Genomic DNA, 23,595 nt, shown 5'->3' with positions numbered 1-23,595 from the left:
AGCGAATGGTATCAGGGCGCTGGGTGGCATGTAACCACAGCCGGGCGCTGGGTGTCGTGGGGGTGTTTTACCGGAGGGCCAGAGCGTTATGCAGGAACTTGACCGCCAGTACAAAGACCCACGAGGTTTCCTTGTCCACGTCATTGGTTACGACCGGGAAAAACAGCAGGTCATTTTCATGCGCCAGGGTTACCCGCATGAGTGCATGCAGCCCGTTGAGCGTTTCAGGGAAAAGTTTAAAAGGGTGGATCCGTGAGCCAGATATTTGAAATCGTACAGTCGCTGTCTGGGCAACGGAACAGTATTACTATCCCGGTGCCTTACCTCGACTTTTTTTCTGGTGACCAGCAGGCACATGCGCTTGGTGCGGTGCTGAATCAGCTTGTCTTCTGGTCGGGCAAATCTGACCTCAAGGACGGCTGGTTCTACAAAGAGCATAGCGAACTGGCAGCAGAGATCCGGGGTGTCAGTGACGACCAGGTACAGCGCCTGGTAAACAAGATATGCACCCGTTGGTTGCCGGGTATTGTTGAGAAAGCACAGAAGCAGGTTAACGGTACGAAAAAGACACATTACCGCATTGATGGTGATGCGTTAATTAGTGCTTTGTTCCCGCCAGCACTGGATTCCGCAGAATCGCGGAACGGGAAACGTGAAGTTGCGGAACCCATTCCGCAGAATCGCGGAACCGAAACCGCAGAATCACGGAACCCTAACCGCGAAGTCGCGGAACCTATTCTCTATACAGATCATTACTCAGATCACCACAAACAGATCATAAACCCTTCTAGTCCGGACGCTTCGCAACCGGACGGCGATATTTCTCCTAATGATTTTATTACCCGTCACCCTGAGGCTGTTGTGTACAGCCAGGCTAAACGCCAGTGGGGAACTCAGGATGACCTGACCTGTGCAGAGTACATCTGGAAGCGCATTGCGCGAATGTACGAGCATGCTGCCGAGACTGACGGAGAATTAACCCGCCCGAAAGAGCCAAACTGGACAGCCTGGGCAAATGAAGTTCGCCTGATGCGTGTTCAGGATCTCCGTACTCACAAGCAAATATGTGAGCTTTTCCTCAAAGCAAACAAAGACCCTTTCTGGTGCAGGAACATCCTTAGCCCGTCAAAACTGCGTGAGAAGTGGGATGAACTGGTACTGAAACTGGGTTCATTGCCAGTCAGTAGCAGACAGCCTGGTCGTGTGGACACCTTCAAGGGCAGCTATGACGGTACTGATTATAGCCAGGTTCCGGCGGGATTCCGCTCATGACAAATGCATACTGCGAGGCTCTTGAATCCCTGCGTTCTAAGCCCTGCCACGAACTTAAAGAAGTGGGTGACCAATGGTGTACACCCGATGGCATCTTCTGGGGCATTAACGCCATGTTTGGCCCGCTGGTGCTGGACCTGTTTGCTGATGCAAGTAATGCGAAATGCCCTGCGTGGTACACCGCAGAAGATAACGCCATGCAGCAGGACTGGTCAGAGAAACTGAGCACACTGGGTGGCGGTGCTGCCTTTGCCAATCCTCCGTACAGCCGTGCCACTCAGCATGAAGGGGATTACATCACCGGGATGCGCTACATCATGCAACATGCCATGGCCATGCGTGAGAAGGGCGGTCGTTATGTATTCCTGATCAAGGCTGCAACCAGTGAGGTCTGGTGGCCTGAAGAGGCTGACCATATTGCCTTTATTCGTGGGCGTCTTGGTTTCGATCTGCCGTCCTGGTTTATCCCGAAAGATGAGAAGCAAAAACCGACTGGCGCATTTTTTGCCGGGGCCGTGGCGGTGTTCGACAAGACCTGGAAAGGCCCGGCAGTCAGCTATATCAACCGTGCGGATCTGGAAGCGAGCGGCAATGCCTTTATGAGTCAGGTTCGCTTTGAGGCTGAACGCATGCTGGCCCGTATGGCAAAAGAGCCTGAACACTTACCTGTTATTGAGGAACCGGCAGAGCAAGAGAAACCGGCTCCCACCAAAGTTCAAGAGGCGGAAAAACCAGAGATGCCACTGACCCGGGAAGATATTCTCAGCCAAAGTGGCATCACTGTACTGGCATGTGCCGTGGCGGCGTTCGGCGATAAAGAGGCCTACACCTTCACTGAATCCCGGTATGCCCATACCTGGGCGGCGGACTCCGTTGAGAATCCCACTATGGTGACGATTCCACAGGAAACCATCAGCAAAGCCCTGGCATTTATTCAACAGGATCAGGCGAACAACACGTTACGTGAGTTTGTTGCCAGTCAGGGGTTCGACAATGACGACCTTCGCCAGTCTGTTACAGAGCGTCTGATCACCGTCAGTAAAGAGTGTGCAGAAGAGTATGGGTTATCGGTCGGGCAATTCATTGCCATCGCTGATGATATTGACCATGCAGCCTGGCAGAACTTTCGTCATCTGCGTGTCGCTGTCAGGGAAGCCATAAAACCCTACTCAGTTTGGCCGGGAGAGGTTGACGTTATCTTTGGTCAGGTCGGGCAGGCGGATCTGCTTACCGAGCCCCTACAAAACAAACTTAAGTCACACATAAACCGCATGTGGCTGGAACGCATGCCCTCCGTTGAAATCATTCAGTCAGCAAACAGCCTGGTCCAGGCTATGGGAGTGGAAGCCTGATGCGCGAAATCATTGTTGATAATTTTGCTGGTGGCGGCGGAGCCAGTACGGGTATTGAGCTGGCGACTGGCCATAGTGTGGATATTGCGATTAATCATGACCCGAATGCGGTTGCGATGCACACCACCAATCACCCTGATACCCTGCATTATTGCGAGAGCGTATTTGATATTGATCCGTGTGCTGCAACTGCCGGGAAACCTGTTGGCCTGGCGTGGTTCTCACCTGACTGCCGGCACTTCTCAAAAGCCAAAGGTGCAAAACCAGTAGAGAAAGCGATTCGGGGCCTGGCATGGATTGTTCTTCGCTGGGCTCTGGCAGTGCGACCACGCGTCATGATGCTGGAAAACGTCGAAGAGTTTAAAACATGGGGGCCACTTCTGGCCGGGGAAATGCGTCCGGATCCTGCCCGTATTGGTGAAACATTCGAAGCATTCTGCGGCATGCTTTCCGGTGGCATCCCGGCTAATCATCCTGCTTTACTCGAGGCCTGTGAGTTCCTTGGTATTGACCCGGGTAGTAAACAGTCCAGTAAACTCGTTGTCGGGCTTGGCTATAACGTAGATTATCGCGAAATGCGCGCCTGTGATTATGGTGCACCGACTATCAGAAAGCGTTTCTTCATGGTCATGCGCTGTGATGGAAAACCAGTATCGTGGCCTGATGCAACGCATGGCGACCCTAAATCCAGTGATGTGCGTAGCGGGAAACTGAAACCCTGGCGCACAGCTGCTGAATGCATTGACTGGTCAATCCCGTGCCCGTCAATTTTCGATCGCAAAAAGCCACTTGCTGAAAACACCCTGAAACGTATTGCCCGTGGCATACAGCGGTTTGTTATCGACAGTGCATCGCCTTTCATCGTGAAGTGCAATCACACTACCAGCAAGGGTAACTATGACTGTTTCAGGGGACAGTCACTGGAAGAACCGTTACAGACCATCACTAAAACCCATGGTTATGCTGTTGCGACACCGGTAGTTACTCCGTTCCTGGCTGGCAATGGGGGCAGTGAGTATCAGGCGAAACCCAGGCCTTTAGATAAGCCCGCACACACAATCCTCAAAGAGTCCCGCGCCTGTATTGTTGCGCCGGTGATTGCACGCCAGTTTGGTGCCAGTACCGGTCACCGGGCAGATGAGCCGAGCGCTACTGTGACAGCGGGTGGTGGCGGTAAGTCGCAACTGGTATCCACCACTCTTATTCAAATGGGGTATGGAGAACGTCCCGGGCAGTCTCCACGGGTGTTGCAGTTAGAAAAACCACTTGGAACAGTCACCGCGGGTGGTAATAAATTCGCTATCGCTGCCGCTCACCTGATTAAACACTATGGGGGTAATTATCAGGGGGCAGGTGTCGGGATGGACGAGCCAGCACATTCAGTGACGACAGTAGACCACCATGCTGTTGTTGCCTCACACCTGGTAAAACTTCGCGGGACATGCCGGGACGGGCAGCCAGTTGATCAACCCATGCCGACAGTTACTGCTGGTGGTCTGCATATAGGTGAAGTGCGCACTTTCCTGGAAAAATATTGCGGACCGGAAAGTACTGGGTTGGTTCACATCGATGGAGTGGCCTATCAAATTGTTGATATTGGCATGCGCATGCTACAGCCCCATGAGCTTTACGCAGCTCAGGGGTTCCCATCCTGGTACATCATCGACATGGATTATCGTGGCGTGAAATATGCGAAAGACAAGCAGGTTGCCCGGTGCGGTAATGCGGTACCACCACCATTCGCTGAGGCTCTGGTAAGAGCGAATTTGCCTGAAATGTGTCAGTCAAAACAGGAGGCCGCATGAAGCTTATCCTGCCATTTCCACCCAGCGTTAACGCCTACTGGCGATCCCCGAACAAAGGGCCGATGGCTGGCCGTATCCTGGTCAGTGCTGAGGGCCGTAAATATCAGAGTGCTGCCTGTGCCGCCATCATCGAACAGTTACGCCGTTTGCCAAAACCATCCAGCGAGCTGGCAGAGGTTGAAATTGTTTTGTTCCCGCCGAACAACCAGCGCCGTGACCTGGATAACTACAACAAGGCCCTGTTCGATGCCCTGACTCATGCCGGGGTATGGGAAGACGACAGCCAGGTTAAAAAGATGCTGATTGAGTGGGGACCGGTAGTGAAGGGGGGAAAGGTCGAAATCACGATAAGTCTGTACAAACCGGCGGGTGCAGCCGCCTGAACAGTGGAGGCTGAATGTTTAACCATACTGGATATCTGTTCAGTTCTTGTTGCAAGAATAACCATAAGGCGTTAATTTTGAACAGCGTGAGCAAATTGGGGGTGCAGCCCCGGTTAACAAAACTAGTGGAGAAACTATGAATCAGTTATTCGTAATTGATGGCGTTTCCGTACGCCGTGATCTTGATGGTCGCTACTGCCTTAATGATTTGCACCGTGCAGCGGTTGCTACCGGAGCAAATGAGCGAACTAAAGAACCTGCCAAATTTCTTTCCAGTACGCAAACACTTGAACTTATCGAGGAATTATCCGTTACCCAAAATTTGGGTATCGCTCCTGTTGATACCATTCGTGGCGGTAACAACCAGGGAACTTACGTGTGTAAAGAGCTGGTATATGCCTATGCCATGTGGATCAGCGCATCCTTCAATTTGAAAGTTATTCGTACCTTTGATGAAATTCAAAGTGCTAGTGCTGTTTCGTTGAAATCTGATCAGGTGCAGGCCGGTGTTATTCTCCTTGAATCGGCATCCCGTATGCTCAACCTGTCAAATTCATCAAAGCTCGGTGCGTACCAAAAATTGCTTCAGGTTGCCGGACTTCCTGATTTGATGCCTCAGTACGCCATTGATGCTCCTGCTGGTGCACATGATGGCTCCAGTCGTCCAACTCAGTCACTGAGCGCATTACTGAAAACTAACAGCATCAGAATGACGGATTCCCAGGCATACCAGCAACTGGCGAAGCTGGGCATTGTTGAGCATAAAGAACGACAGAGCCGTTCAGGTGCCAATGGTGTTAAGCGTTTCTGGTCGCTTACTGCAAAAGGGTGTATGTACGGCAAAAACATCACCAGCCCGGCAAATCCCCGGGAAACACAACCTCACTTCTTTGAATCGAAGTTTCCTGAATTAATACGACTGCTCGAAACCGTGCACTGAGGTGATCTTGAGAGCACTGTTAACACCGGATATTGCCCGGAAAATGGGCATTGTGCTGTTACGTCCCGGACCAGAGCTGATGCCACTCTTTTCCCGTGGCCGTGTGCTGGTGGAGCATGAGCCCGCCGATATGGCGGATTTGCCTACCGGCCTGGTACCACCCGTGAGGCAGCCACTTACGGAAGATCCGTATCTGCTTCGTTTCTTTCTTGATGAACGGGTTATTCAGGCTGCTGGTGGCGTCCGTGCCCTTGAGGCCTGGCTGCTGATGAACGGGAACACCTGCCAGTGGGGCGAGGGTGACTATCATCACCATGAGATAACCACCCGCAGAGAAGCCGAAGGCGCGTTACGCCTGTGCTGGCACTGCGACACCCAGTTTCGTGATCAGTCATTTAAGGCACTTACCGATATCGCCAGGCAGAACGTGGTTGAGTGGGTAGTGTATAAAGCCAGGGCTGCGCTTCACTTTGATGAAAGCCACACACTCACACTGCCTGAGCTTTGCTGGTGGGCTGTTCGCCAGCGCGTATCCGATGCCTTTCCTGAGCCAATGGCTGAACAGGCGCTGGGCTGGCAGGTGGAGCCCATCAAATCTGTCTACCGCGAATGTGACCTGATGCCTTCGGTACCAGCCACCAGCGTGATAGAGGAACACGTAAAACCGGTGCTTACCCTGGCGGTTGACCCGGAAACACCGGAATCCTTCATGTTGCGTCCAAAGCGCAGGCGCTGGGTAAATCAAACATTTACGAAGTGGGCGAAGTCGCAGCCCTGTGAATGCTGCAAAAAACCCGCAGACGACCCCCACCACATTATTGGCCACGGGCAGGGTGGGATGGCAACCAAGGCGCATGACTTATTCGTGATACCGCTGTGCAGGGCGCACCACGACGAGTTACACGCCGATACCGTGGCATTTGAGGAAAAGTACGGGAGCCAGCTGGCCCTGTGGTTTCGTTTTATTGACCGTGCGCTGGCAACTGGCGTTCTGGCTTAAGTGGAGAATACGTATGAATCTGGAAGCATTACCGAAATTTTACTCACCGAAATCACCAAAACTGAATGACGAGACCCCGGCTACCGGGAGTGCATCCCTCACCATTACTGATGTGATGGCGGCTCAGGGCATGGTTCAGTCAAAAGCGCCACTTGGGTTTAACCTCTTCCTGGCAAAGATGGGGATTCAGGATCCACAGCCAGCCATTGACGGTTTAACGAATTACGCGATGGCACTTGATAATCCGGTACTGAACAAGCTGACAGAATCCACCCGGCTGGAGATTGTGGATTGCCTGGTTAAGTTTGCCTATGCCGATTATTCACGTTCCGCAGCCAGTAAAAGCGAATGCCCACATTGCCACGGGAAAGGCGTGATCCGGTCGATGCGAGATGTGATGAAACACCCTGGCGTAAAAGGTGTAGAACCCACAGTTCGCCATGAGGAAGTGGAAATGCTTTGTTCCTACTGTGATGGTAAAGGTGAAGTCAGTACAGCCTGCCGTGGGTGTAAAGGAAAGGGCACTGTTCTGGATGAGAAGCGAACCAGGTTGATAGGTGTCCCAACCATGAAAGTCTGTGGTCGTTGTAACGGCAATCGCTACAGTCGGGTACCAACGACACTGGCTAAAGCAGTGATTGAAAAACTGGTTCCGGACCTGACCAGTTACCAGTGGTACAGCGGTTATGCATCAGTGATCAATATGCTGGTTACGAAGTGCTGGCAGGAAGAAGCATACGCAGAGAAAAAATTGAAGAAAGTCACACGATAGCAACATTATTGTGAATTTTGTCTGCATGATGCTTGCAATATTCAAAAATAATGGTTAGGATTTTCTTAACGATGGGCATTGTGTGTCTACCGTTCACAAAAACTTATAACCTCGCCACGGCGGGGTTTTTTATTTGCAGTGAAAGAACAGATAGGATTAAAAGTCCTGCCATGATCGGTTCTGGTAATACCTGAGTCGTGAAGTGTGAGACCGGCGCACACCACTGCATAAGTTCTCTCCTCTTCTGGTGTAAACAAAAATGTTGACATAGTAAGCAATAATGCTTACTATAATTACATGTTCAACAGAATGGAGGAGTGGTGAAGCAAAGCGAGTTCAGGCGGTGGCTTGAATCTCAGGGAGTCGAAGTTTCAAACGGTACTAACCACCTGAAACTGAGATACAACGGGAAACGAAGCGTGATGCCGAGACACCCGGGCGATGAGATTAAAGAGCCACTGAGAAAGGCGATACTTAAACAGTTAGGCCTTAATTAACAAACCAGCCCTCCGGGGCTGGTTACTCGCAAAGCTTCATCAGGACGATATGCGATATCCAGTAACTTTAACGCCAGACAGCGGCGGCTATGTGGTTTCGTTTCCTGACATCCCCGAGGCTCACACTCAGGGCAATACGCGGGAAGAAGCACTGGCAAATGCGCTTGATGCGCTCATTACATCCTTTGAGTTCTACTTCGAGGATAACGAGCCTGTACCGCCGCCAGGAAATGTTTCAGGTGATTTTGTGCAGGTGCCATCGAGCGTGGTGGCGAAGGTGCTTCTGCTTAATACCTTTCTTGCGTCCGGCTTAACTCAGGTTGAGCTGGCCGCCCGCATGGGTATCAAAAAACAGGAAGTGACAAGGCTGTTTAACCTTCAGCATTCGACTAAGATCGACACCATACAGAAAGCGCTGGTGGCAATGGGCAAGAGCCTGGAATTGCACGCGGCGTAAAAGAATTAAACTTTTAAATATAAAACCTCGCTTCGGCGGGGTTTTTGCGTATTTGCCTCACAGAATGAGTCGAATAGACATCCTAATTAGCTCACCTCAGTGAGCTCTCGCATTCAGGTCACAGACATTCACTCACAGATATCCCTTTCACCTTGTGTCTGCTGGCCTGTTCCTTCCTCAACTTACACACAGCACCCCGATAAATCGGAGGTGAGAGCATGTATCGAATGGACAAACTAACAACGGGTGTTTCCTATGGCACATCAGCCGGGAGTGCTGGCTTTTGGATGCTCCAGGTGCTCGACAAAGTCAGTCCATCACAATGGGCGGCTATCGGAGTGCTTGGCAGTCTTCTTTTTGGCCTGCTTACGTACCTGACAAATCTTTATTTCAAAATTAAAGAGGATCGGCGCAAAGCCGCGCGGGGTGAATAATGTCTCCTGCATTGCGAAAAAGCATACTGGCCGCTGTTGGGGGCGGTGCCATAGCAATAGCTTCGGTTTTAATTACCGGCCCAACAGGTAATGACGGTCTTGAGGGTGTCCGATATAACCCATACAAGGATGTAGTTGGTGTCTGGACAGTCTGTTATGGACATACAGGCAAAGACATCATGCCCGGAAAAACCTACACCGAGCAAGAGTGTCGGTCACTACTCAGCAACGACCTGAACGCTATAGCCCGTCAAATTAACCCGTACATCAGGAAGCCCATTCCTGAAACCATGCGTGGGGCTCTTTACTCATTTGCTTATAACGTTGGTGTCGGGAATTTCCAGAAATCAACGCTGCTACGAAAAATTAACCAGGGTGACCAGAAAGGCGCATGTGAGCAACTGAGTCACTGGACTTATGCTGGTGGCAGACAGTGGAAAGGGCTGATTACCCGCCGTGCTATTGAGCGTGAAGTGTGCGAATGGGGTCAGAAATGAGCGAATCCATCCAGGCGACAATTATCGTTGGTTTTTTTCTTCTCATTGTTGGTACAGGTTGTTTTGTCGGCTACCAGTATCAAAGCAACAGCAACCGGGCAGATGCTGCGGAAAAAGCGCTAACCCAGGCCAAAACCGTGACAGCGAATGTCATGACCACACTGTCTATATTCAACACCATCTCTCAGGCTAATGCAGATGCAAAGCAGCGAATTGAAAAGCAGACAGAGGACAGGGTTGTCATCATTGAAAAGGCCATCGCCAGTGATGACTGCGCTAAACAGCCTGTTCCTTCCGCTGCTGTTGAGCAGCTGCGCGAGCACGCAAATCGAATACGTTCCGGTTCAACCGGTACCACTACCAGCGAACCTGCTGATTGACTGCGTAATCCCCCAGATACCTGAGCAAATGACCTATGGCGACAGCCTGAAGCTCAACGAACGCCTGCTTGGTGTCATTGAGCAATGTAATCAGGACAAAGCCGATATTCGAAAAGCTGAACAGAAACGACAGGAAACTACCAAATGACACCGATTCAAATTGTATTGTTGTACTTCTCAGTCACTGGTGTGGCACTGCTGCTTATTACTGGCGGCTGGACGGCAATTCGCAACTGGATTAAAGCCCACGCAGCAAACAAAGCACAAGAGGCCGCAGCAGAAGCTCAGGCACTGGAAGAAAAGGCAGAAGCCAGGGCGCAGGAGTTGCTGAAGAAACTGCAGGAAGATGCCGCTAAATCCGGGCAGACATCTACCACAGTGACTGGTGATGTATCACCACAGACTGGCAGCGCATCCTAAAGGCATTACAGCAGGCATTCACTGAGTGCCTGTGATAATGCTATTGTAATCCCTTACTCTACCAAGGGGATTTTTATGAAAATTGATCATGAGTACCTTAAAGGCTTGCTAGAGGCATTCGAGGCATCAGAAGGCCCACAAACTGATATTAATGAACTGAAAAAACAGGGTTTCGATTACGCTACTGAAGCATTTCTTTTTCATATGCGCCTGCTGGATGATCGGGGGCTGATTTGCCAGAGCGACGGTTCAAGCGGTTTTGGGGTAGTTGAATCACTCGATGGCTATGTATCTTGGGCTGTTATGCCATTAAGGTTAACTGCTGATGGTCATGATTTCCTCGAAGCGATAAAAAACAAAGAAGTCTGGAATACAGTTAAGTCTGGTTTTAAAGAAGCCAGCATGGGAACACTTGTTGATGTTTCTAAACGCTTACTGGATGGGTTCATTCAGAAAAAAATAGATAACATTCTCTGATTGAACTAATCACCACCGCTAGTAGTGATTTTATCGGAAGTTATGGATACGCCTCGCTTATGCGGGGCTTTTTTATGCGTATCGTACGCGAACATCGAAGAAAGTCTTTCAACTGTCCGTTAGGGCGGACAAACCTCTATCTCTCGGCGGATTAGCAGTGCTAGAGGTAAACATCTAAAAGGTAACGTCATGAAAAAGTTTTTCACCAAGCTGATTACAAATACCACTGACTATGCGCTGCTGATTATATTGTTTTATTCAGCAATAACCGGTGTTCAATCTTTATTGGGGCTAACAGCCGCAGCTTACTGGATTGTTATGGCTTTGGCCTTTTTTGTTGGTCCATTGATTTACATTCTTAGTTATGCAACTAAAAGCGCAAAAGATGAAGAGTCTCGCCGTAGGATGCTGGAAATTATTGGCGGCATAGCGAAAAAAAATAATCCGTTCAGCCGTTTTGTCGGGTGGCTGAAATTGATCCTAATCTGCTGCCTTCTGGCATATAGCGGGTGGATTTTTACGGGTGTCTGTTATGCACTGATATCGCTTTATTTTCGCCTGCTTATTTCGCTGGCTCGCGATAACGTTATTCAACTTCAGATAGCTGGCATATAAAAGACAGAATTGGCGTGATATGGCAGACCTGAATGATCTTTCTGAACAGTTACACCAGCTTCAAAAACAAATCCCTTTCGCTATGGCGCAAGCATTAACGAAAGTTGCGCGTCAGATAGAGGGAGCAGAACGCACAGCGCTCCAGCGCCATCTGGACAACCCGACACCGTTTACCGTCAAGTCTGTTGGTTCACAAGGCGCACGCAAGAATAACTTGCGGGCAAGAGTGTTTGTTCGTGACACAGCTGCTGCTTACCTGGAGCCGTTCGAGTTCGGTGGTCAACACAAGCTGAACGGTCAGGCGTTGCTCAACCCCAAGAACATCAAACTCAATAAATACGGTAACCTGCCACGCACAAAAATGGCTCAACTCAAAGCGAAGCCGGACGTGTTCATTGGCACAGTTGGCGATGTGAATGGTGTTTGGCAGCGCAGAAAGACCAGGAAAAGCAAAAAAGCAGCGAAGCGTGCAAAGCGGTCACCAAACGGTACGCGCCGTGATCGTATGAAAAAACCAGCACCAAAGTTGCTGATACGGTTTGGTAATGCACTGGCCGTATCCCCGACGCTGGGATATATGCAGCGAGCAAGCACAATGGCAAACGCATTAATGCCCGGTGAGCTAAGTAGGGCCATACGTGAAGCAATAAGAACGGCAAAATAAGAGCTTTTTTAGGGCAGATAACCATGCTTCACTATAGACGCTAATGGCTTAGCCACAAGGAGAATCCATGAAAGTAAAACTGGCGCTGTGCTTACTTCTATTGCCTCTGTATTCGTATGCAATCACCTGTCCCCAGAGGCCGGGGTTTTCGGCACCCCAAGGGGGTAATAAAGATGAAGAACCCTATTTTTTTACTCCAGAGGGTGTTTGTTTTAATGGACGGGATATTAGCGAAAAGCTAAAGCGATATCCTGATGATAAAATTACAGGGGCTTTTTCACTAGTCAACGGTAGCGGTTCGCTATTCTTTGTCAGTGTCTACAGCGAAAAGCATTATCATGGAAGAATTATTCTTCTTGCCGATAATGGTAGACAAACAAGTTCCGCCGTTTTATTCCAGAATCAGGCTGGTGTAAGGATGGAGACACCAGAGAAATCTGTGGAAAACCTAACAATCAATTACTTCGATGATAAAACATCGACGCTTTATTACAGCGCAGACGCGTGGGCACAGGCTAGAGCGTTACACGTAATAACATGGAGAGATCCAAAAGATTTACTTCATGTTACAGAGCGCTTTCTTCATGACGGAACATTTCAGGGCGTGTATAAGGGCATGCCCATGGTTTCCACCATTGCTCATGATGACAGAGGCGCATATTTCCCTTCTTACCTGCTGCGTGATGATGGGAGTGTGTTTTGTGCCATTGATACACGACAGGTGCACTGGCAATTATCGCCTACCTGTCTGCTACCTGGTGACGATTACCGAGAAAGGTAAAGTTCTGAAGAGTGTTCGTGATAATCATTATCATTTGGGTCCTTCCGGGGACCTTTTTATTGCACGGGCATTGCGCGCCGCGTTGTTTTCCTAGCTACAGGTTTTCAAATTTGGGTAACAGGTAACAGTTACACTTTGTTTCATTTTCTTGTTTGTCTTTGTTTGTAAATAACTTTTTGAAAAATGATCTGTTACCTCAGGTGTTACCTTTCTTCCAGGGTAACAGATCCAGGTAACACACTGGGGTAACAATGAATCAGTCCGATTTTGCCAGGCTGCATGGCGTCAGTCGTAAAACAGTTACTATGTGGAAGAGCAGAGGATGGCTGGTTATTTCCGGCGATGATATCGATGTTAACGCCTCGAATGCGCTATTGGAAAAATACAGGAAAACGATCAATCGCCCCACATCAGAAAAAGCAGCGTCACCGGCAAAAAAAGCGGCTGCCCCCACTTCATCGCAGGCAGTAAAGACAGAAGAGGATGATGGTGCTTCACCCGAAAGCATTGCCATGAATTTTATTCTTCAGAACGGGGCTGAATTATCCCTGGATGAAGCCCGCCGTATTAAAGAGAACTATCTGGCATTACTCACAAAATTAGAGTTTCAGCAAAAAGATGGTCAGCTCATTGAAATGACTGTCGCCGAGGAGGTTCTTTTCAACGCCTTTCGCCAACAGCGTGATGCCTGGCTTAACTGGCCGTCCAGGGTAGCTCCGCTCATGGCTGCTGATCTGGATGTACCGGCGGACAGGATGACAGAGGTGCTGATTGAACATGTCCACAAACATATCTCAGTCCTCGGAGAGCCAGAGTTTAAGCCAACAGAAGATTGAGCGCCTGAAACTGAGTGCGCGGAAAGGCTGGACGCCGCCACCCAGGATCAGCGTGCCGCAATGGGCGGATGATTACCGGAAACTGGCAAAAGAGGCGGGAAGCACGTCGGGGAACTGGGAGACATCTACTGTTGAGATCGCCAGAGGACCGATGCTGGCGGCGACTGAATCCGGTGTTCACATCATCACGGTGATGTGCTGCACCCAGTTAATGAAAACTGCATTGCTGGAAAACCTCTTCGGGTATTTCGCACACCTTGATCCCTGCCCGATATTGCTGCTGCAACCGAAAGAGGAAGCGGCAGAGCAGTTTTCAAAAGAGCGAATCAGCCCACTGGTGCGCGTAACGCCCGTTCTTCGCAACATCATTGGCGACTCAAAACAGAAAAGCTCCAAGGAAACCATTCTCTATAAATCCTTTACTGGCGGATTTCTTGCATTGGCAGGGGCTGGTAGCCCGGACAACCTTGCTCGCCGACCGATTCGTATCCTGCTGGCAGATGAGGTGGACAAATACCCAATAACGCGCGAGGGCGATCCTATTGCGCTGGCAGAAGAACGAACGGCAACGTTTGGTCTGACCTGGTTGTCTGTCCGTGCCTGCTCCCCGACGGTCGAAGATGAAAGCCGGATAGCGGACAGCTACGCTGATTCAGATCAGCGCCGGGCGTCTGTGGTGTGTCCTCACTGCGGGCACCGGCAGTTCCTGGATTTTTTTAAACACGTCCAGTGGCCAAAAGAGGGGGATAAGCACCTCACCAAATCAGCCATGATCCACTGCGAGTGCTGCGGGGCTGGCTGGTCGGAAGGGCAGCGACTGCGCGCGTTACAGACCATCCGCTGGCATCAGACAAAGGTGTTTGAATGTTGCGGAGAGCGGCACTCACCGCTGATGGCTTATGACAATGCCTGGCGGGCAGAGGATGAAGGCAGTGTGGATACCGTGTGGTGCTGGTCGGAATCAGAGCGCCACGCAGTATACCGCGCCATCTGCCCGGCATGCGGACGGGAAGCCGTTGAAAATACACACGCTGGTTATCAGGCATCAAAACTTTTCAGCCCCTGGCAGAAAGATAAGCCATCTGACATCGCGGAGAAGTACATCAAAGCGAAAGGCGACCCGGACAAAGAACAGGCCTGGTGGAACACCCAGATGGGTCTGCCTCACCGGCCAAACCACGGCAAGCAGCTTCCTGTCGATATCTTACTGGCGCGCCGGGAAGTCTTTCCTGCGCCGGTGCATGACAGGGTGGCAGTGCTCACCGCCGGGATTGATACCCAGGACGATCGTTTCGAAATTGAGGTAATTGGCTGGGGGAAAAACGAAGAATCCTGGTCGGTGGCGCACGATGTTATTTATGGGGATCTGGAGACCGATGAACCGTGGAAACGGCTTGACGCATATCTGAAACAGGTCTGGCGCCGGAATGATGGCAGGGGACTGACCATCATGGCGGCCTGCCATGACTCCGGTGGTCATCATACCCAGAAAGTCTACGAGTTCGCGAAAGAGCGCCTTGCCCGTCGCATTTGGGCCATAAAGGGGGAGTCCGCTCAGGGCGGCAAACGTAATCCTGTCTGGCCGACAAAACGACCCTCGTCAAAAAGCAAAGCGCAGTTCCGGCCAATCATCATCGGCGTCAACGCGGCCAAGGATGTTGTGCGCGGCAGGTTGCATCTCGAACCACCCAAACAGGATGAACCAGCGCCGGGGTATATGCATTTCCCTGATGATCGTGATGTTGGCTATTTCAACCAGCTTCTGGCGGAACGCCTCGTCTACAAAGTTGTTGCCGGGCAACGGTTCAGTGTCTGGGAACAGATCCCCGGGCGCGCGAATGAGGCACTGGACTGCCGGGTTTATGGGTATGCCGCGCTGTGCGGACTCATGCACATGGGCCTGAAACTGAACGTTCGCGCCGCCAATCTTGAAGCGAACCCGGACAGGTTGTTGCCACCTCCGTCAGCGTCTGAAGAAAAAATTAGCTACGAACTTCCTGGTGTTGTTGTTGAGGAAACAACGGCACCGAAGCGGAAAAGACTGTCAAACCTCCTGCCGAAATAAGGATAACCATGTTTAACCGGAACACCAGTTTACTTGCGGGCGCGATGACGGATGAACAACTCAGGGATGCGCTGGCGAAAGCCCAGCAGGCGTATATCGATTTAACAACCGGGAGCCGCGGTGTTTCGTTTTCCTATTCACAGGGAGACGGTACCCGATCGGTCTCTTATCAGCAAAGCTCCCTTGCCGACCTGCTGGCACTGATACAGCTGCTTCAGGCACAACTTGGTATTGTGGCCCGTCCGAGAAAACCTGTGAGGTTCAGATTCTGATGAACAAAGTGCAAATTCTCGGGCCGGACGGGACACCTTTCCGTCAGAGTCGCCCGTCCATGCTCACCAGTGGTGGCCGCGTTCCGTATGATGCCGCCGATTCGTTCAGCGATCAGCTGGCAAACTGGCAGCCTGCGTTGTGGTCGCCTGACAACGAAATCAACATTTACCGGGATCGCATCGTCGCGCGAGCCCGTGACCTGGTACGTAATGATGGATGGGCCAGCGGTGCCATAACCCGTCTGCTCGATAATGCCGTCGGGGCCAATTTTCGCCCGATTATGAAGCCCGATTATCGCGTGCTCAGAATGATGACCGGGAAAAAAACCTTTGATTCGACCTGGGCGGAAGAATACGGCAAGGCACTGGAGGCGCACTGGCGAACCTGGGCTTATGACACGGGGCGTTATTGCGATGTGGAGCGTAAGCTCACTGTTCCGCAGATGTTGCGTCTCGCATTTCGCCACAAGCTCATAGATGGGGATGCGCTGATGGTGTTGCAGTACCGCACTGACAGGCTTGGACGTGGGCGGGGAAGATATGCCACTACCGTACAGGTGGTTGATCCTGACAGGCTCAGTAATCCGCAGCAGAATTTTGACCTGCCGAATATTCGTGGTGGCGTTGAAATTGATGCTGACGGTGCGCCGATCGCCTATCACATCCGCGAGGCTCATATCGGTGACTGGTGGAGTGGCGCAAAAACGCTGACATGGCGCCGTATCCCGCGTGAAACAGCCTGGGGTCGACCACACGTTGTGCATGATTTTGACCATGAACGTGGTGCGCAACACAGGGGGAACGGCATTTTGACACCCGTAGTTCAGCGTCTGAAAATGCTGGTCAAATATGACCAGAGCGAGCTGGAAGCGGCTATCCTGAATGCCATTTTCGCCGCCTACATTGAGTCGCCTTACGACTCTGAAATGGTGCAGGCTGCCATGGGGGAAAGCTTCGATGACAGCAGCCTGGGTGCCTACCAGGACGGGCGCATAGAATTTCACAATGATCGTAGGCTGACACTTCAGAACGGTGCTCGTATGCCTATTCTGTACCCCGGTGAAAAAATTACGACGGTCAATGCCGCACGCCCTTACAGCAATTTTGAAGTGTTTGAATCTGCGGTCCTGCGTAATTTCTCATCAGGAACCGGGTTATCTCCACAACAGGTGACGCAGGACTGGTCTGACGTTAACTACAGTTCCGCGCGTTCTTCCCTGCTCGAAGCCTGGAAAACGCTGACACGGCGCCGTGATGATTTTTCTATGGGAACAGCGCAGCCGGTGCTTACTGCTTTCGTTGAAGAAGTTCATGACAACGAAGATCTGCCGCTGCCTGCTGGCGCACCTGATTTCGTTGATGCGCGTGCAGCCTATTCTCGCGCCCGCTGGATGGGGCCGGGTCGTGGATGGGTGGATCCGGTTGCAGAGAAAAAAGGGGCAATCCTTGGTCTGGATGCCGGGCTTTCCACGCTTGAAATTGAGGTTGGGGAAAACGTCGGGGAAGACTGGGAAGAAGTCCTCGATCAGCGCCAGCGCGAAATCGAATCATGCCTCAAGCGGGGGCTTCCGCTCCCAAGCTGGGCGCAGGCGGATAAGTTCGCCAGTCAGACAATTACCGATCCGGAGGAAAAATGAATCTGCCGTATTTAGCGCAGCGGATGTTTAACACGCCGCTGGCCATCCATCCCAAAAAGGCAGAAGTGGTGATGGCAGCACTGGCCGACCGGCTGGGTATTACCAGGATAGAGTCAAATTTTGCGATGGAGGATGACGACGACGGCTACGACTGGAGCAGCCAGCGGGAAACTCGTTCTGATCCTGGCTATGACAATGTCTCAGGGGTAGCCGTTATCACCATTCAGGGGACGTTGGTACAGAAACTCGGTAGCCTGCGACCGTACAGTGGTATGACGGGATATAACGGTATTCGCCAGGCGTTTTTAACTGCATTAAATGATCCTGAAGTGGAGGCTATTTGCCTCGACATCGATTCGCCTGGGGGGGAGGTTGCCGGGTGCTTTGATCTGGTCGATGTGATTTATAACTCCCGTGGGCAGAAACCTATTCACGCTATTCTGACGGAAAGCGCCTATTCCGCTGCGTATGCCATTGCGAGCGCGGCAGATTGTATTTGTGTCCCGCGAACCGGTGGGGTGGGTTCGGTGGGGGTGATCACGATGCACGTTGACTGGTCACAACAGATTAAAAATGCCGGCGTGGCTGTCACGATCATCACGTTCGGTGACCGTAAAGCCGAGTCTAATCCCTATCAACCGCTGTCAGATACCGCGTTTGCCGCTATTCAGCACGATATCAATGCGATGGGGGAATTGTTTGTCAGTACGGTCGCCCGCAACCGTGGGATGAAAGAGAAGGTGGTACGTGACACCGAAGCGGCCTGTTTTATGGCCGCAGATGGCGTCGCGCTGGGGTTGGCAGATATGGTCATGACGCCAGATGCGGCATTTCGAAATTTACTGAAATTAACAGGAGCCTGATATGGCTAAAGCTAAACCGTTTAATTTTGCTCATTTCTTTGGTGGTGCGCGAGCGTCGGAAGAGGATGATGAAAAATCCAAAAAAGCCCGCAAGGCAAAAGGTCGTGCCGAAGACGACGAGCGCAAGGATGATGCCGAAGACGATGAAGATGACGTTGATGCCGAAGACGATGAGCGCAAGGATGACGCCGAAGACGACGATGACGACGTTGATGCTGAAGACGATGACGACACTGATCCGGAAGACGATGACGGTGATGATCGCAAGGACGACAAAGCCAGCCGCCAGGCGCGTCAGGCTGAGCGCCGTCGTTGCGCCCGTATTTTCGGCAGTAAGTTTGCGGTGAACAATGTCGCGCTGGCTGCATCGCTGGCATTCAATACTGGCATGAGTTCCGCCGCTGCTGTTGATGTATTGCGGAGCAATCGCCCTCAACAGCCACAGGGAAAAGGGCGTCGTTCTCTTGATGAGCGCATGCAGGATGCTGAACAGGTCCGCCTGGGTAAAGATGGTGCTCAGAAAACCGGCGGTAACGCAGGCCTGGCAACACAGATGATGGGCCTTTATGACAGTGCAACCGGCCGTGGCGCCGCAGGGGGTAAATAATGGATCAGTTTGGAACAAACTCGTTTGTACCAGGCATGAATAGCTCGTTGTTTGTGCCAGATCAGCTTATCGCCGGCACACTTCAGTTAGTGACTGACAGCGTGACAATTACCGGAGGTCCTTACAAGCGTGGAACTATCCTGGGGGCTATCACCGCCAGTGGTAAATACACGCATTGCGTTAAAACAGCGACGGATGGCAGCGAAACACCGCTGGCAATTCTGGTCGATGATGTTGACGCATCAACCTCTGACCAGACTGGCGGTGTATATCTGATGGGGGAATTCAACCAGAATTACGTCACTATTGATAATTCGTGGACGATTGCAGATATGAAAGTAGCCTTACGGCCTCTGGCCATTTTCCTGCGTGACAGCATTCAGGCTCCCGTCACCACCGCCTGATTTTTCCCCACTCACTCACAGCTTACCTTTTGCCGGTCGCGGCAGGGTTGCGCTCATTTTTAAATTATGCCGGTGTGATAACCGGCATCATCAAGAGATCGCATATGAATAATATTTTTGATACCGGTGTGCTGGTGCAGGTGGTTCCTAACCTGAAACTCAGTCAGAACTGGTTGCTGGACCGCTTTTTTCCCAATGTAGTGACCTACGAAACGGAAGAAGTCGCGATTGATGTGGATGTGGGTGTCCGCCGTATGGCGCCCTTCGTGTCTCCGCTGGTGGAGGGTAAACTGGTTGAATCACGCAAATACCAGACCAATACCTTCAAACCGGCTTACATCAAAGATAAGCGTGCGCCCGATTTACGTAAACCTATTCGTCGTCAGATTGGCGAACGTATTGGTGGTGAATATACCGCTGCCGAACGCGAGATGCTGAATCTTCAGTTCGAGATGGCGGACCAGATCGACATGATTAACCGTCGACTGGAATGGATGGCTGCCAGCGCACTGGTATCGGGTACGGTCACTGTTTCCGGTGAAGGGTATGAAACCAAGGTAGTGGATTTTGGTCGATCTGCAGATCTGACTATTACCCTCAGTGGGTCTGATAAATGGCCGTTAACGGTTGCCTCTGGGGCTACCAACACTCAACCATCTGATGACATTGAAGTCTGGCAAACCCAGTTCCTGAAAGAATCCGGTGCGGTTCCGACAGATCTGGTATTCACCAATTCGGCCTGGCGTGCATTCAGGCTGGATACCACGATCAAGGACAACGCCATCACTTTTCCAGCCCTGAGTCCGTTTGGTAACCAGATTAATGCTGGCGCACAAATTCAGAAAGGTGCGGTCTATAAGGGGCGCTGGGGTAATTTTGACCTCTGGTTGTATAACGACTGGGCGATTGATCCCATTACCGGCGTCGAAGAACCGCTGATTCCGGATGGTGCCGTTATCATGAGTTGTGCAGATTTGATGGGGACGCGAGCCTTTGGCGTCATTCTCGATCCGGCCTTCAATTATGGTCCTCTCGCTTTCGCTCCTAAAACCTGGGTGAAAGAAGATCCTGCTCAGCGCTTACTGATGATGCAGTCTGCACCACTGGTTATCCCGAGCCGGGTAAACGCTTCCCTCTGCGCTACGGTGGTGTGATATGGCTAAAACCGATACGACTAAGCCAGATATGGCAGATCTGAATGCGGAAGGGGCAACGCTGGATTTGAACGCTGAGGGTGTGCCGCAGGACCTGAACGCAGAAGGGGCGTCACCGTCACCGGGACCTGTTACTACAGGGGATGTTCTTAACCGTGATGAAGGTGATGAAAATTCCGACCCGGAATATGCCGGGCAGAACAGCCATGACGTAAAGCCTGAATATGTTGTCCTGAAAGGTAATCATATTCGCCATGATGGTGAAATTTATCGTGAAAACACCATTATTCCGGTCGCTGGTAAGGATGCAGAACGTCTTTTGCTGGTGGGCGTCATTGCTGATGTCAGTGTATTACGCCAGCGGGTACTGGAGGCCAAGCCTTCGGTCAGCGTGACACCGGAGTAAGGCATGGGCGTCAACTGGGATGAGCACCTTCTCGCTCCCCTGCATCATGTTTTCGGCGATGAACATGAATACCGGCCAAAAAATGGAGCCCCGTTCCCTGTGAATGGGATTTTTGATCGCGGCTATGTTCAGGCGTCTGAAAACCTTGATGGAGAATCGGAAATCAACACGACTAACCCAGTGCTCGGTGTGCGTGATGCAGAATTTTATGGGTATTCAATGCCGGTACAGGGTGATCGCGTGTTTATTCAGATTGTCGGCGGCGTGGCGGTGAATCAGCTCTTTAATATTGCTGATGTTCAGCCAGACAGCCACGGCGGGATGAAGCTGGTACTGACGATAGTGAAGGCAAAATGAACGCAGCCAATGTTCGCCAGTTGGTGGTGGATGCGCTGAAGGGAAAGACAAGTGCCGGAGAAAATGTATTTTCCCCCCGCGACTTTCCCACAACCCGCGCAATGTATCCATGCCTGCTGGTGCAGACTCCTTTTGATCACAAGCATTCACAGGGGCGAAATACCCCCGCTTTTACCACCATAACCACAGTTCGTATTTCCGGTCGCATTCAGGAATATGACGGTGAAACCGATGACGATGGTGCTCTGGATGCTGAACTGGCTCTTGAAGCCCTGCGCGAGCAAATCGATCGGGCTGTGGTTAACAGCTACGAACTGACCCGGGTTATTCAGCGGTACCGCGAAATCCGTTCAACCATCAATGTCAGTGCCGATGGAGAAGCGCACCTCGGTCAGCTTCTTTATGAAATCGACATCGAATATTACCAGGGGCCAGAGGATTTTTATCCGGTTGAATCCGTGCCACTTGAGGGCATCGATATTCGGGTTCAAATGCCCGACGGCACACCCGTGCCAGGCGCTAATACCAACCTTCAGGAGTAACCCATGTTTGTTAAACCGAAAGACGGGCTCAGCGTTCGCGACCCTGTCAAGGGCTCCCCTTTGCCTGCAGAAGGCGCGGAAGTCCCAAATACTATTTTCTGGCGCCGCCGGTTGAGTGATGGTGATGTTTCCATCACTGAAAAACCAGTAACTCCCTTAGTGGCCACGGTAAAGTCAACGACAGAGAAAAATGAGGGAGGCACAGAATGACAGTTCCGTTTGCACGCGTACCCAATAACCTGCGCACCCCTCTGTTTTACGTCGAGTTTGATAATTCAATGGCAAACACGGCGACTGCGACGCAGCGCACGTTACTTATCGGCGGCATGTTGTCTGCAGGTACGGCGACCGAAGGCATTCCAGAGCGTGTCTCATCGCCCAATACCGTCGGCGAACTGGCCGGGAAGGGCAGCTTACTGCACGCCATGATGACAGCGTATCAGGCCAATGATTCTGCCGCTGAAATCTGGATCCTGCCGCTGGAGGAAGATTCCGGTTCAATGGTCGCAGCTACCGGCACGATTAAAGTTTCCAGCGCGCCAACAGATACCGGGGTTATCTCGCTCTATATCGCAGGCATCCGTATTCAGTTGACCGTTGTGGCGACGGATACGGTCGCAGGCATTGCCACTTCGCTGGCGGCAGCGATTAATGCCAAAACATCGCTTCCCGTTACTGCCTCAGCGGCGACCGACACCATTACGCTGACGGCGAAAAACCTTGGTTTACAGGGTAACAACATTGATATCCGACTGAACTTTGAAGGTACTCCGGGTGGTGAAGCCACACCGGCAGGCCTTGTTCTGACGATTACCCCGATGGCCGGTGGGGCTGGAGCACCGGATATAACAGGTGCGCTGGCTAACCTTCAGGACCGGACGTTTGATTTCATCGTCAGCGCCTACGATGACACCACCTCCATTGATACGCTGAAAGCGTTTCTGTCCGACAGTGGCGGGCGCTGGTCGTGGGATCAGCAGCTTTACGGACACGCATTTACCACAACAACAGGAACCTATGCAACGCTGGGGACTAAGGGGGAATCGCGTAACAACCAGCACGAAACGATGATGGGTGTGAACAAGTCGCCATCGCCCCCGTGGGTCTGGTCGGCGGGATACACTGGCGCAGCAGCCGTAAGCCTGCGCAATGACCCGGGACGTCCCCTGCAAAGCCTGGCGATTTCCGGTGTGCTGGCTCCGGCACTGGAAGATCGCTTCAACCTTACTGAGCGTAACAATCTCCTTTACAGCGGTATTTCAACATTCACAGTGGATGATGATGGTACGGTCCGCATTGAAAACCTGATCACCACTTATCAGAAAAACAGCTATGGGGATGCCGACGACAGTTATCTTCAGGTTGAAACGCTGTTCACCCTTGCTTTCGTGGTGCGTTTTCTTCGCACGCAGGTAACCAGCCGTTTTGGCCGCATGAAACTGGCCGCCAATGGTACGCGTTTTGCGCCTGGCGCCGCGATCGTCACGCCAAATATCATCCGCGCGGATCAGATTGCTCAATACCAGACGCTGGAGTACCAGGGTTACGTCCAGGATTCCGCCGGGTTTGCAGCAGGGCTTATCGTGGAACAAAACGCCAGTAACCCGAACCGTGTCGATGTACTGTGGACCGGGACACTTATCAACCAGTTGCGCATCTTCGCGCTGCTTAACCAGTTCCGCCTTCAGGCGAGCACAGGAGCATAA

31 protein-coding genes are annotated in these 23,595 nt (G+C 51.6%); all 31 read left to right on the top strand.

Annotated elements, in window-relative coordinates:
- The first annotated feature begins 88 nt into the window (after positions 1 to 88).
- The 31 genes from MPHASIOC01_RS12800 (at position 89) to MPHASIOC01_RS12650 (ending at position 23,595) form a co-directional block, all read left to right on the top strand.
- Positions 89 to 256, top strand: coding sequence for a DUF4222 domain-containing protein (locus MPHASIOC01_RS12800; protein WP_072006879.1), 168 nt, complete (start codon positions 89 to 91; stop codon positions 254 to 256).
- Positions 253 to 1,272 carry a replication protein 15 gene (locus MPHASIOC01_RS12795; RefSeq protein WP_353614801.1) on the top strand — a complete coding sequence of 340 codons (1,020 nt, stop codon included), beginning with the start codon at positions 253 to 255 and terminating at the stop codon, positions 1,270 to 1,272. Before MPHASIOC01_RS12800 ends, MPHASIOC01_RS12795 begins: the two co-directional genes overlap by 4 nt.
- On the top strand, positions 1,269 to 2,624 hold the full coding sequence (locus MPHASIOC01_RS12790) for a phage N-6-adenine-methyltransferase (protein WP_353614800.1): 1,356 nt from the start codon (positions 1,269 to 1,271) through the stop codon (positions 2,622 to 2,624). Before MPHASIOC01_RS12795 ends, MPHASIOC01_RS12790 begins: the two co-directional genes overlap by 4 nt.
- Entirely contained in the window at positions 2,624 to 4,429 is a 1,806-nt protein-coding gene (locus tag MPHASIOC01_RS12785) for a DNA cytosine methyltransferase (RefSeq protein WP_353614799.1), read from the top strand. The genes MPHASIOC01_RS12790 and MPHASIOC01_RS12785 overlap by 1 nt, the downstream gene beginning before the upstream one ends.
- Complete coding sequence (locus MPHASIOC01_RS12780) at positions 4,426 to 4,812, top strand: RusA family crossover junction endodeoxyribonuclease (protein WP_353614798.1); 387 nt, start codon at positions 4,426 to 4,428, stop codon at positions 4,810 to 4,812. The genes MPHASIOC01_RS12785 and MPHASIOC01_RS12780 overlap by 4 nt, the downstream gene beginning before the upstream one ends.
- Before the next feature lie 136 nt (positions 4,813 to 4,948).
- Positions 4,949 to 5,752 (top strand): KilA-N domain-containing protein, encoded by an 804-nt coding sequence (locus MPHASIOC01_RS12775; protein ID WP_353614797.1) that lies wholly within the window; start codon positions 4,949 to 4,951, stop codon positions 5,750 to 5,752.
- Positions 5,753 to 5,759: 7 nt separating this feature from the next.
- Complete coding sequence (locus tag MPHASIOC01_RS12770) at positions 5,760 to 6,752, top strand: DUF968 domain-containing protein (RefSeq protein WP_353614796.1); 993 nt, start codon at positions 5,760 to 5,762, stop codon at positions 6,750 to 6,752.
- A 13-nt stretch (positions 6,753 to 6,765) separates the two neighbouring features.
- Positions 6,766 to 7,524, top strand: coding sequence for an antitermination protein (locus tag MPHASIOC01_RS12765; protein ID WP_353614795.1), 759 nt, complete (start codon positions 6,766 to 6,768; stop codon positions 7,522 to 7,524).
- 320 nt (positions 7,525 to 7,844) lie between these two features.
- Positions 7,845 to 8,021, top strand: a complete 177-nt coding sequence (locus tag MPHASIOC01_RS12760; RefSeq protein ID WP_353614794.1) for a type II toxin-antitoxin system HicA family toxin — start codon at positions 7,845 to 7,847, stop codon at positions 8,019 to 8,021.
- A 49-nt stretch (positions 8,022 to 8,070) separates the two neighbouring features.
- Positions 8,071 to 8,478 (top strand): type II toxin-antitoxin system HicB family antitoxin, encoded by a 408-nt coding sequence (locus MPHASIOC01_RS12755; protein ID WP_353614793.1) that lies wholly within the window; start codon positions 8,071 to 8,073, stop codon positions 8,476 to 8,478.
- Positions 8,479 to 8,696: 218 nt separating this feature from the next.
- On the top strand, positions 8,697 to 8,912 hold the full coding sequence (locus MPHASIOC01_RS12750; protein ID WP_353614792.1) for a class II holin family protein: 216 nt from the start codon (positions 8,697 to 8,699) through the stop codon (positions 8,910 to 8,912).
- Positions 8,912 to 9,409: a lysozyme gene (locus MPHASIOC01_RS12745; protein WP_353614791.1), complete on the top strand. Its 498-nt coding sequence runs from the start codon at positions 8,912 to 8,914 to the stop codon at positions 9,407 to 9,409. The genes MPHASIOC01_RS12750 and MPHASIOC01_RS12745 overlap by 1 nt, the downstream gene beginning before the upstream one ends.
- On the top strand, positions 9,406 to 9,789 hold the full coding sequence (locus MPHASIOC01_RS12740) for a DUF2570 domain-containing protein (RefSeq protein ID WP_353614790.1): 384 nt from the start codon (positions 9,406 to 9,408) through the stop codon (positions 9,787 to 9,789). Before MPHASIOC01_RS12745 ends, MPHASIOC01_RS12740 begins: the two co-directional genes overlap by 4 nt.
- Before the next feature lie 144 nt (positions 9,790 to 9,933).
- On the top strand, positions 9,934 to 10,209 hold the full coding sequence (locus MPHASIOC01_RS12735; protein ID WP_353614789.1) for a DUF1378 family protein: 276 nt from the start codon (positions 9,934 to 9,936) through the stop codon (positions 10,207 to 10,209).
- Positions 10,210 to 10,284: 75 nt separating this feature from the next.
- The gene (locus MPHASIOC01_RS12730) at positions 10,285 to 10,686 is read left to right on the top strand and encodes a DUF2513 domain-containing protein (protein ID WP_353614788.1); all 402 of its coding nucleotides are present in this window, start codon (positions 10,285 to 10,287) and stop codon (positions 10,684 to 10,686) included.
- Positions 10,687 to 10,875: 189 nt separating this feature from the next.
- A complete protein-coding gene (locus MPHASIOC01_RS12725; RefSeq protein WP_353614787.1) occupies positions 10,876 to 11,301 on the top strand; it encodes a hypothetical protein in 426 nt (141 codons plus the stop codon).
- A 19-nt stretch (positions 11,302 to 11,320) separates the two neighbouring features.
- Positions 11,321 to 11,965 carry a hypothetical protein gene (locus MPHASIOC01_RS12720; protein ID WP_353614786.1) on the top strand — a complete coding sequence of 215 codons (645 nt, stop codon included), beginning with the start codon at positions 11,321 to 11,323 and terminating at the stop codon, positions 11,963 to 11,965.
- 67 nt (positions 11,966 to 12,032) lie between these two features.
- The gene (locus MPHASIOC01_RS12715) at positions 12,033 to 12,746 is read left to right on the top strand and encodes a hypothetical protein (protein WP_353614785.1); all 714 of its coding nucleotides are present in this window, start codon (positions 12,033 to 12,035) and stop codon (positions 12,744 to 12,746) included.
- Between the two features lie 251 nt (positions 12,747 to 12,997).
- Positions 12,998 to 13,582, top strand: a complete 585-nt coding sequence (locus MPHASIOC01_RS12710) for a hypothetical protein (RefSeq protein WP_353614784.1) — start codon at positions 12,998 to 13,000, stop codon at positions 13,580 to 13,582.
- Positions 13,524 to 15,647, top strand: coding sequence for a terminase gpA endonuclease subunit (locus MPHASIOC01_RS12705; protein WP_353614783.1), 2,124 nt, complete (start codon positions 13,524 to 13,526; stop codon positions 15,645 to 15,647). Before MPHASIOC01_RS12710 ends, MPHASIOC01_RS12705 begins: the two co-directional genes overlap by 59 nt.
- 8 nt (positions 15,648 to 15,655) lie before the next feature.
- Positions 15,656 to 15,919 carry a gpW family head-tail joining protein gene (gene gpW / locus MPHASIOC01_RS12700; RefSeq protein ID WP_036102357.1) on the top strand — a complete coding sequence of 88 codons (264 nt, stop codon included), beginning with the start codon at positions 15,656 to 15,658 and terminating at the stop codon, positions 15,917 to 15,919.
- Positions 15,919 to 17,556, top strand: a complete 1,638-nt coding sequence (locus MPHASIOC01_RS12695) for a phage portal protein (RefSeq protein WP_353614782.1) — start codon at positions 15,919 to 15,921, stop codon at positions 17,554 to 17,556. The genes gpW and MPHASIOC01_RS12695 overlap by 1 nt, the downstream gene beginning before the upstream one ends.
- Positions 17,553 to 18,419 carry a S49 family peptidase gene (locus MPHASIOC01_RS12690; protein WP_353614781.1) on the top strand — a complete coding sequence of 289 codons (867 nt, stop codon included), beginning with the start codon at positions 17,553 to 17,555 and terminating at the stop codon, positions 18,417 to 18,419. Before MPHASIOC01_RS12695 ends, MPHASIOC01_RS12690 begins: the two co-directional genes overlap by 4 nt.
- Position 18,420: 1 nt before the next feature.
- Positions 18,421 to 19,026, top strand: coding sequence for a hypothetical protein (locus MPHASIOC01_RS12685; protein WP_353614780.1), 606 nt, complete (start codon positions 18,421 to 18,423; stop codon positions 19,024 to 19,026).
- Positions 19,026 to 19,430 carry a head decoration protein gene (locus MPHASIOC01_RS12680; protein ID WP_353614779.1) on the top strand — a complete coding sequence of 135 codons (405 nt, stop codon included), beginning with the start codon at positions 19,026 to 19,028 and terminating at the stop codon, positions 19,428 to 19,430. The genes MPHASIOC01_RS12685 and MPHASIOC01_RS12680 overlap by 1 nt, the downstream gene beginning before the upstream one ends.
- Before the next feature lie 104 nt (positions 19,431 to 19,534).
- Positions 19,535 to 20,584, top strand: coding sequence for a major capsid protein (locus tag MPHASIOC01_RS12675; RefSeq protein ID WP_353614778.1), 1,050 nt, complete (start codon positions 19,535 to 19,537; stop codon positions 20,582 to 20,584).
- A gap of 1 nt (position 20,585) precedes the next feature.
- On the top strand, positions 20,586 to 20,990 hold the full coding sequence (locus MPHASIOC01_RS12670) for a hypothetical protein (protein ID WP_353614777.1): 405 nt from the start codon (positions 20,586 to 20,588) through the stop codon (positions 20,988 to 20,990).
- 3 nt (positions 20,991 to 20,993) lie between these two features.
- Positions 20,994 to 21,347, top strand: a complete 354-nt coding sequence (locus MPHASIOC01_RS12665) for a hypothetical protein (RefSeq protein ID WP_353614776.1) — start codon at positions 20,994 to 20,996, stop codon at positions 21,345 to 21,347.
- The gene (locus MPHASIOC01_RS12660) at positions 21,344 to 21,889 is read left to right on the top strand and encodes an ATP-binding protein (RefSeq protein WP_353614775.1); all 546 of its coding nucleotides are present in this window, start codon (positions 21,344 to 21,346) and stop codon (positions 21,887 to 21,889) included. The genes MPHASIOC01_RS12665 and MPHASIOC01_RS12660 overlap by 4 nt, the downstream gene beginning before the upstream one ends.
- Before the next feature lie 3 nt (positions 21,890 to 21,892).
- Complete coding sequence (locus MPHASIOC01_RS12655) at positions 21,893 to 22,099, top strand: DUF2635 domain-containing protein (RefSeq protein WP_036102385.1); 207 nt, start codon at positions 21,893 to 21,895, stop codon at positions 22,097 to 22,099.
- Complete coding sequence (locus tag MPHASIOC01_RS12650; protein ID WP_353614774.1) at positions 22,096 to 23,595, top strand: phage tail sheath subtilisin-like domain-containing protein; 1,500 nt, start codon at positions 22,096 to 22,098, stop codon at positions 23,593 to 23,595. Before MPHASIOC01_RS12655 ends, MPHASIOC01_RS12650 begins: the two co-directional genes overlap by 4 nt.

The organism is Mangrovibacter phragmitis (assembly GCF_040429585.1).
Classification (GTDB): Bacteria; Pseudomonadota; Gammaproteobacteria; order Enterobacterales; family Enterobacteriaceae; genus Mangrovibacter; species Mangrovibacter phragmitis.
The sequence above is the reverse complement of the archived record's forward strand: the minus strand, read 5'-3'. Positions and strand labels throughout refer to the sequence as shown.

Bases quoted from the DNA above. Each gene is read 5' to 3' on its own strand.
- MPHASIOC01_RS12800 (WP_072006879.1), top strand. From the start codon at position 89: ATGCAGGAACTTGACCGCCAGTACAAAGACCCACGAGGTTTCCTTGTC.
- MPHASIOC01_RS12790 (WP_353614800.1), top strand. From the start codon at position 1,269: ATGACAAATGCATACTGCGAGGCTCTTGAATCCCTGCGTTCTAAGCCC.
- MPHASIOC01_RS12785 (WP_353614799.1), top strand. From the start codon at position 2,624: ATGCGCGAAATCATTGTTGATAATTTTGCTGGTGGCGGCGGAGCCAGT.
- MPHASIOC01_RS12780 (WP_353614798.1), top strand. From the start codon at position 4,426: ATGAAGCTTATCCTGCCATTTCCACCCAGCGTTAACGCCTACTGGCGA.
- MPHASIOC01_RS12775 (WP_353614797.1), top strand. From the start codon at position 4,949: ATGAATCAGTTATTCGTAATTGATGGCGTTTCCGTACGCCGTGATCTT.
- MPHASIOC01_RS12765 (WP_353614795.1), top strand. From the start codon at position 6,766: ATGAATCTGGAAGCATTACCGAAATTTTACTCACCGAAATCACCAAAA.
- MPHASIOC01_RS12755 (WP_353614793.1), top strand. From the start codon at position 8,071: ATGCGATATCCAGTAACTTTAACGCCAGACAGCGGCGGCTATGTGGTT.
- MPHASIOC01_RS12750 (WP_353614792.1), top strand. From the start codon at position 8,697: ATGTATCGAATGGACAAACTAACAACGGGTGTTTCCTATGGCACATCA.
- MPHASIOC01_RS12745 (WP_353614791.1), top strand. From the start codon at position 8,912: ATGTCTCCTGCATTGCGAAAAAGCATACTGGCCGCTGTTGGGGGCGGT.
- MPHASIOC01_RS12740 (WP_353614790.1), top strand. From the start codon at position 9,406: ATGAGCGAATCCATCCAGGCGACAATTATCGTTGGTTTTTTTCTTCTC.
- MPHASIOC01_RS12735 (WP_353614789.1), top strand. From the start codon at position 9,934: ATGACACCGATTCAAATTGTATTGTTGTACTTCTCAGTCACTGGTGTG.
- MPHASIOC01_RS12730 (WP_353614788.1), top strand. From the start codon at position 10,285: ATGAAAATTGATCATGAGTACCTTAAAGGCTTGCTAGAGGCATTCGAG.
- MPHASIOC01_RS12725 (WP_353614787.1), top strand. From the start codon at position 10,876: ATGAAAAAGTTTTTCACCAAGCTGATTACAAATACCACTGACTATGCG.
- MPHASIOC01_RS12720 (WP_353614786.1), top strand. From the start codon at position 11,321: ATGGCAGACCTGAATGATCTTTCTGAACAGTTACACCAGCTTCAAAAA.
- MPHASIOC01_RS12715 (WP_353614785.1), top strand. From the start codon at position 12,033: ATGAAAGTAAAACTGGCGCTGTGCTTACTTCTATTGCCTCTGTATTCG.
- MPHASIOC01_RS12710 (WP_353614784.1), top strand. From the start codon at position 12,998: ATGAATCAGTCCGATTTTGCCAGGCTGCATGGCGTCAGTCGTAAAACA.
- MPHASIOC01_RS12705 (WP_353614783.1), top strand. From the start codon at position 13,524: ATGTCCACAAACATATCTCAGTCCTCGGAGAGCCAGAGTTTAAGCCAA.
- gpW (WP_036102357.1), top strand. From the start codon at position 15,656: ATGTTTAACCGGAACACCAGTTTACTTGCGGGCGCGATGACGGATGAA.
- MPHASIOC01_RS12695 (WP_353614782.1), top strand. From the start codon at position 15,919: ATGAACAAAGTGCAAATTCTCGGGCCGGACGGGACACCTTTCCGTCAG.
- MPHASIOC01_RS12690 (WP_353614781.1), top strand. From the start codon at position 17,553: ATGAATCTGCCGTATTTAGCGCAGCGGATGTTTAACACGCCGCTGGCC.
- MPHASIOC01_RS12685 (WP_353614780.1), top strand. From the start codon at position 18,421: ATGGCTAAAGCTAAACCGTTTAATTTTGCTCATTTCTTTGGTGGTGCG.
- MPHASIOC01_RS12680 (WP_353614779.1), top strand. From the start codon at position 19,026: ATGGATCAGTTTGGAACAAACTCGTTTGTACCAGGCATGAATAGCTCG.
- MPHASIOC01_RS12675 (WP_353614778.1), top strand. From the start codon at position 19,535: ATGAATAATATTTTTGATACCGGTGTGCTGGTGCAGGTGGTTCCTAAC.
- MPHASIOC01_RS12670 (WP_353614777.1), top strand. From the start codon at position 20,586: ATGGCTAAAACCGATACGACTAAGCCAGATATGGCAGATCTGAATGCG.
- MPHASIOC01_RS12665 (WP_353614776.1), top strand. From the start codon at position 20,994: ATGGGCGTCAACTGGGATGAGCACCTTCTCGCTCCCCTGCATCATGTT.
- MPHASIOC01_RS12660 (WP_353614775.1), top strand. From the start codon at position 21,344: ATGAACGCAGCCAATGTTCGCCAGTTGGTGGTGGATGCGCTGAAGGGA.
- MPHASIOC01_RS12655 (WP_036102385.1), top strand. From the start codon at position 21,893: ATGTTTGTTAAACCGAAAGACGGGCTCAGCGTTCGCGACCCTGTCAAG.
- MPHASIOC01_RS12650 (WP_353614774.1), top strand. From the start codon at position 22,096: ATGACAGTTCCGTTTGCACGCGTACCCAATAACCTGCGCACCCCTCTG.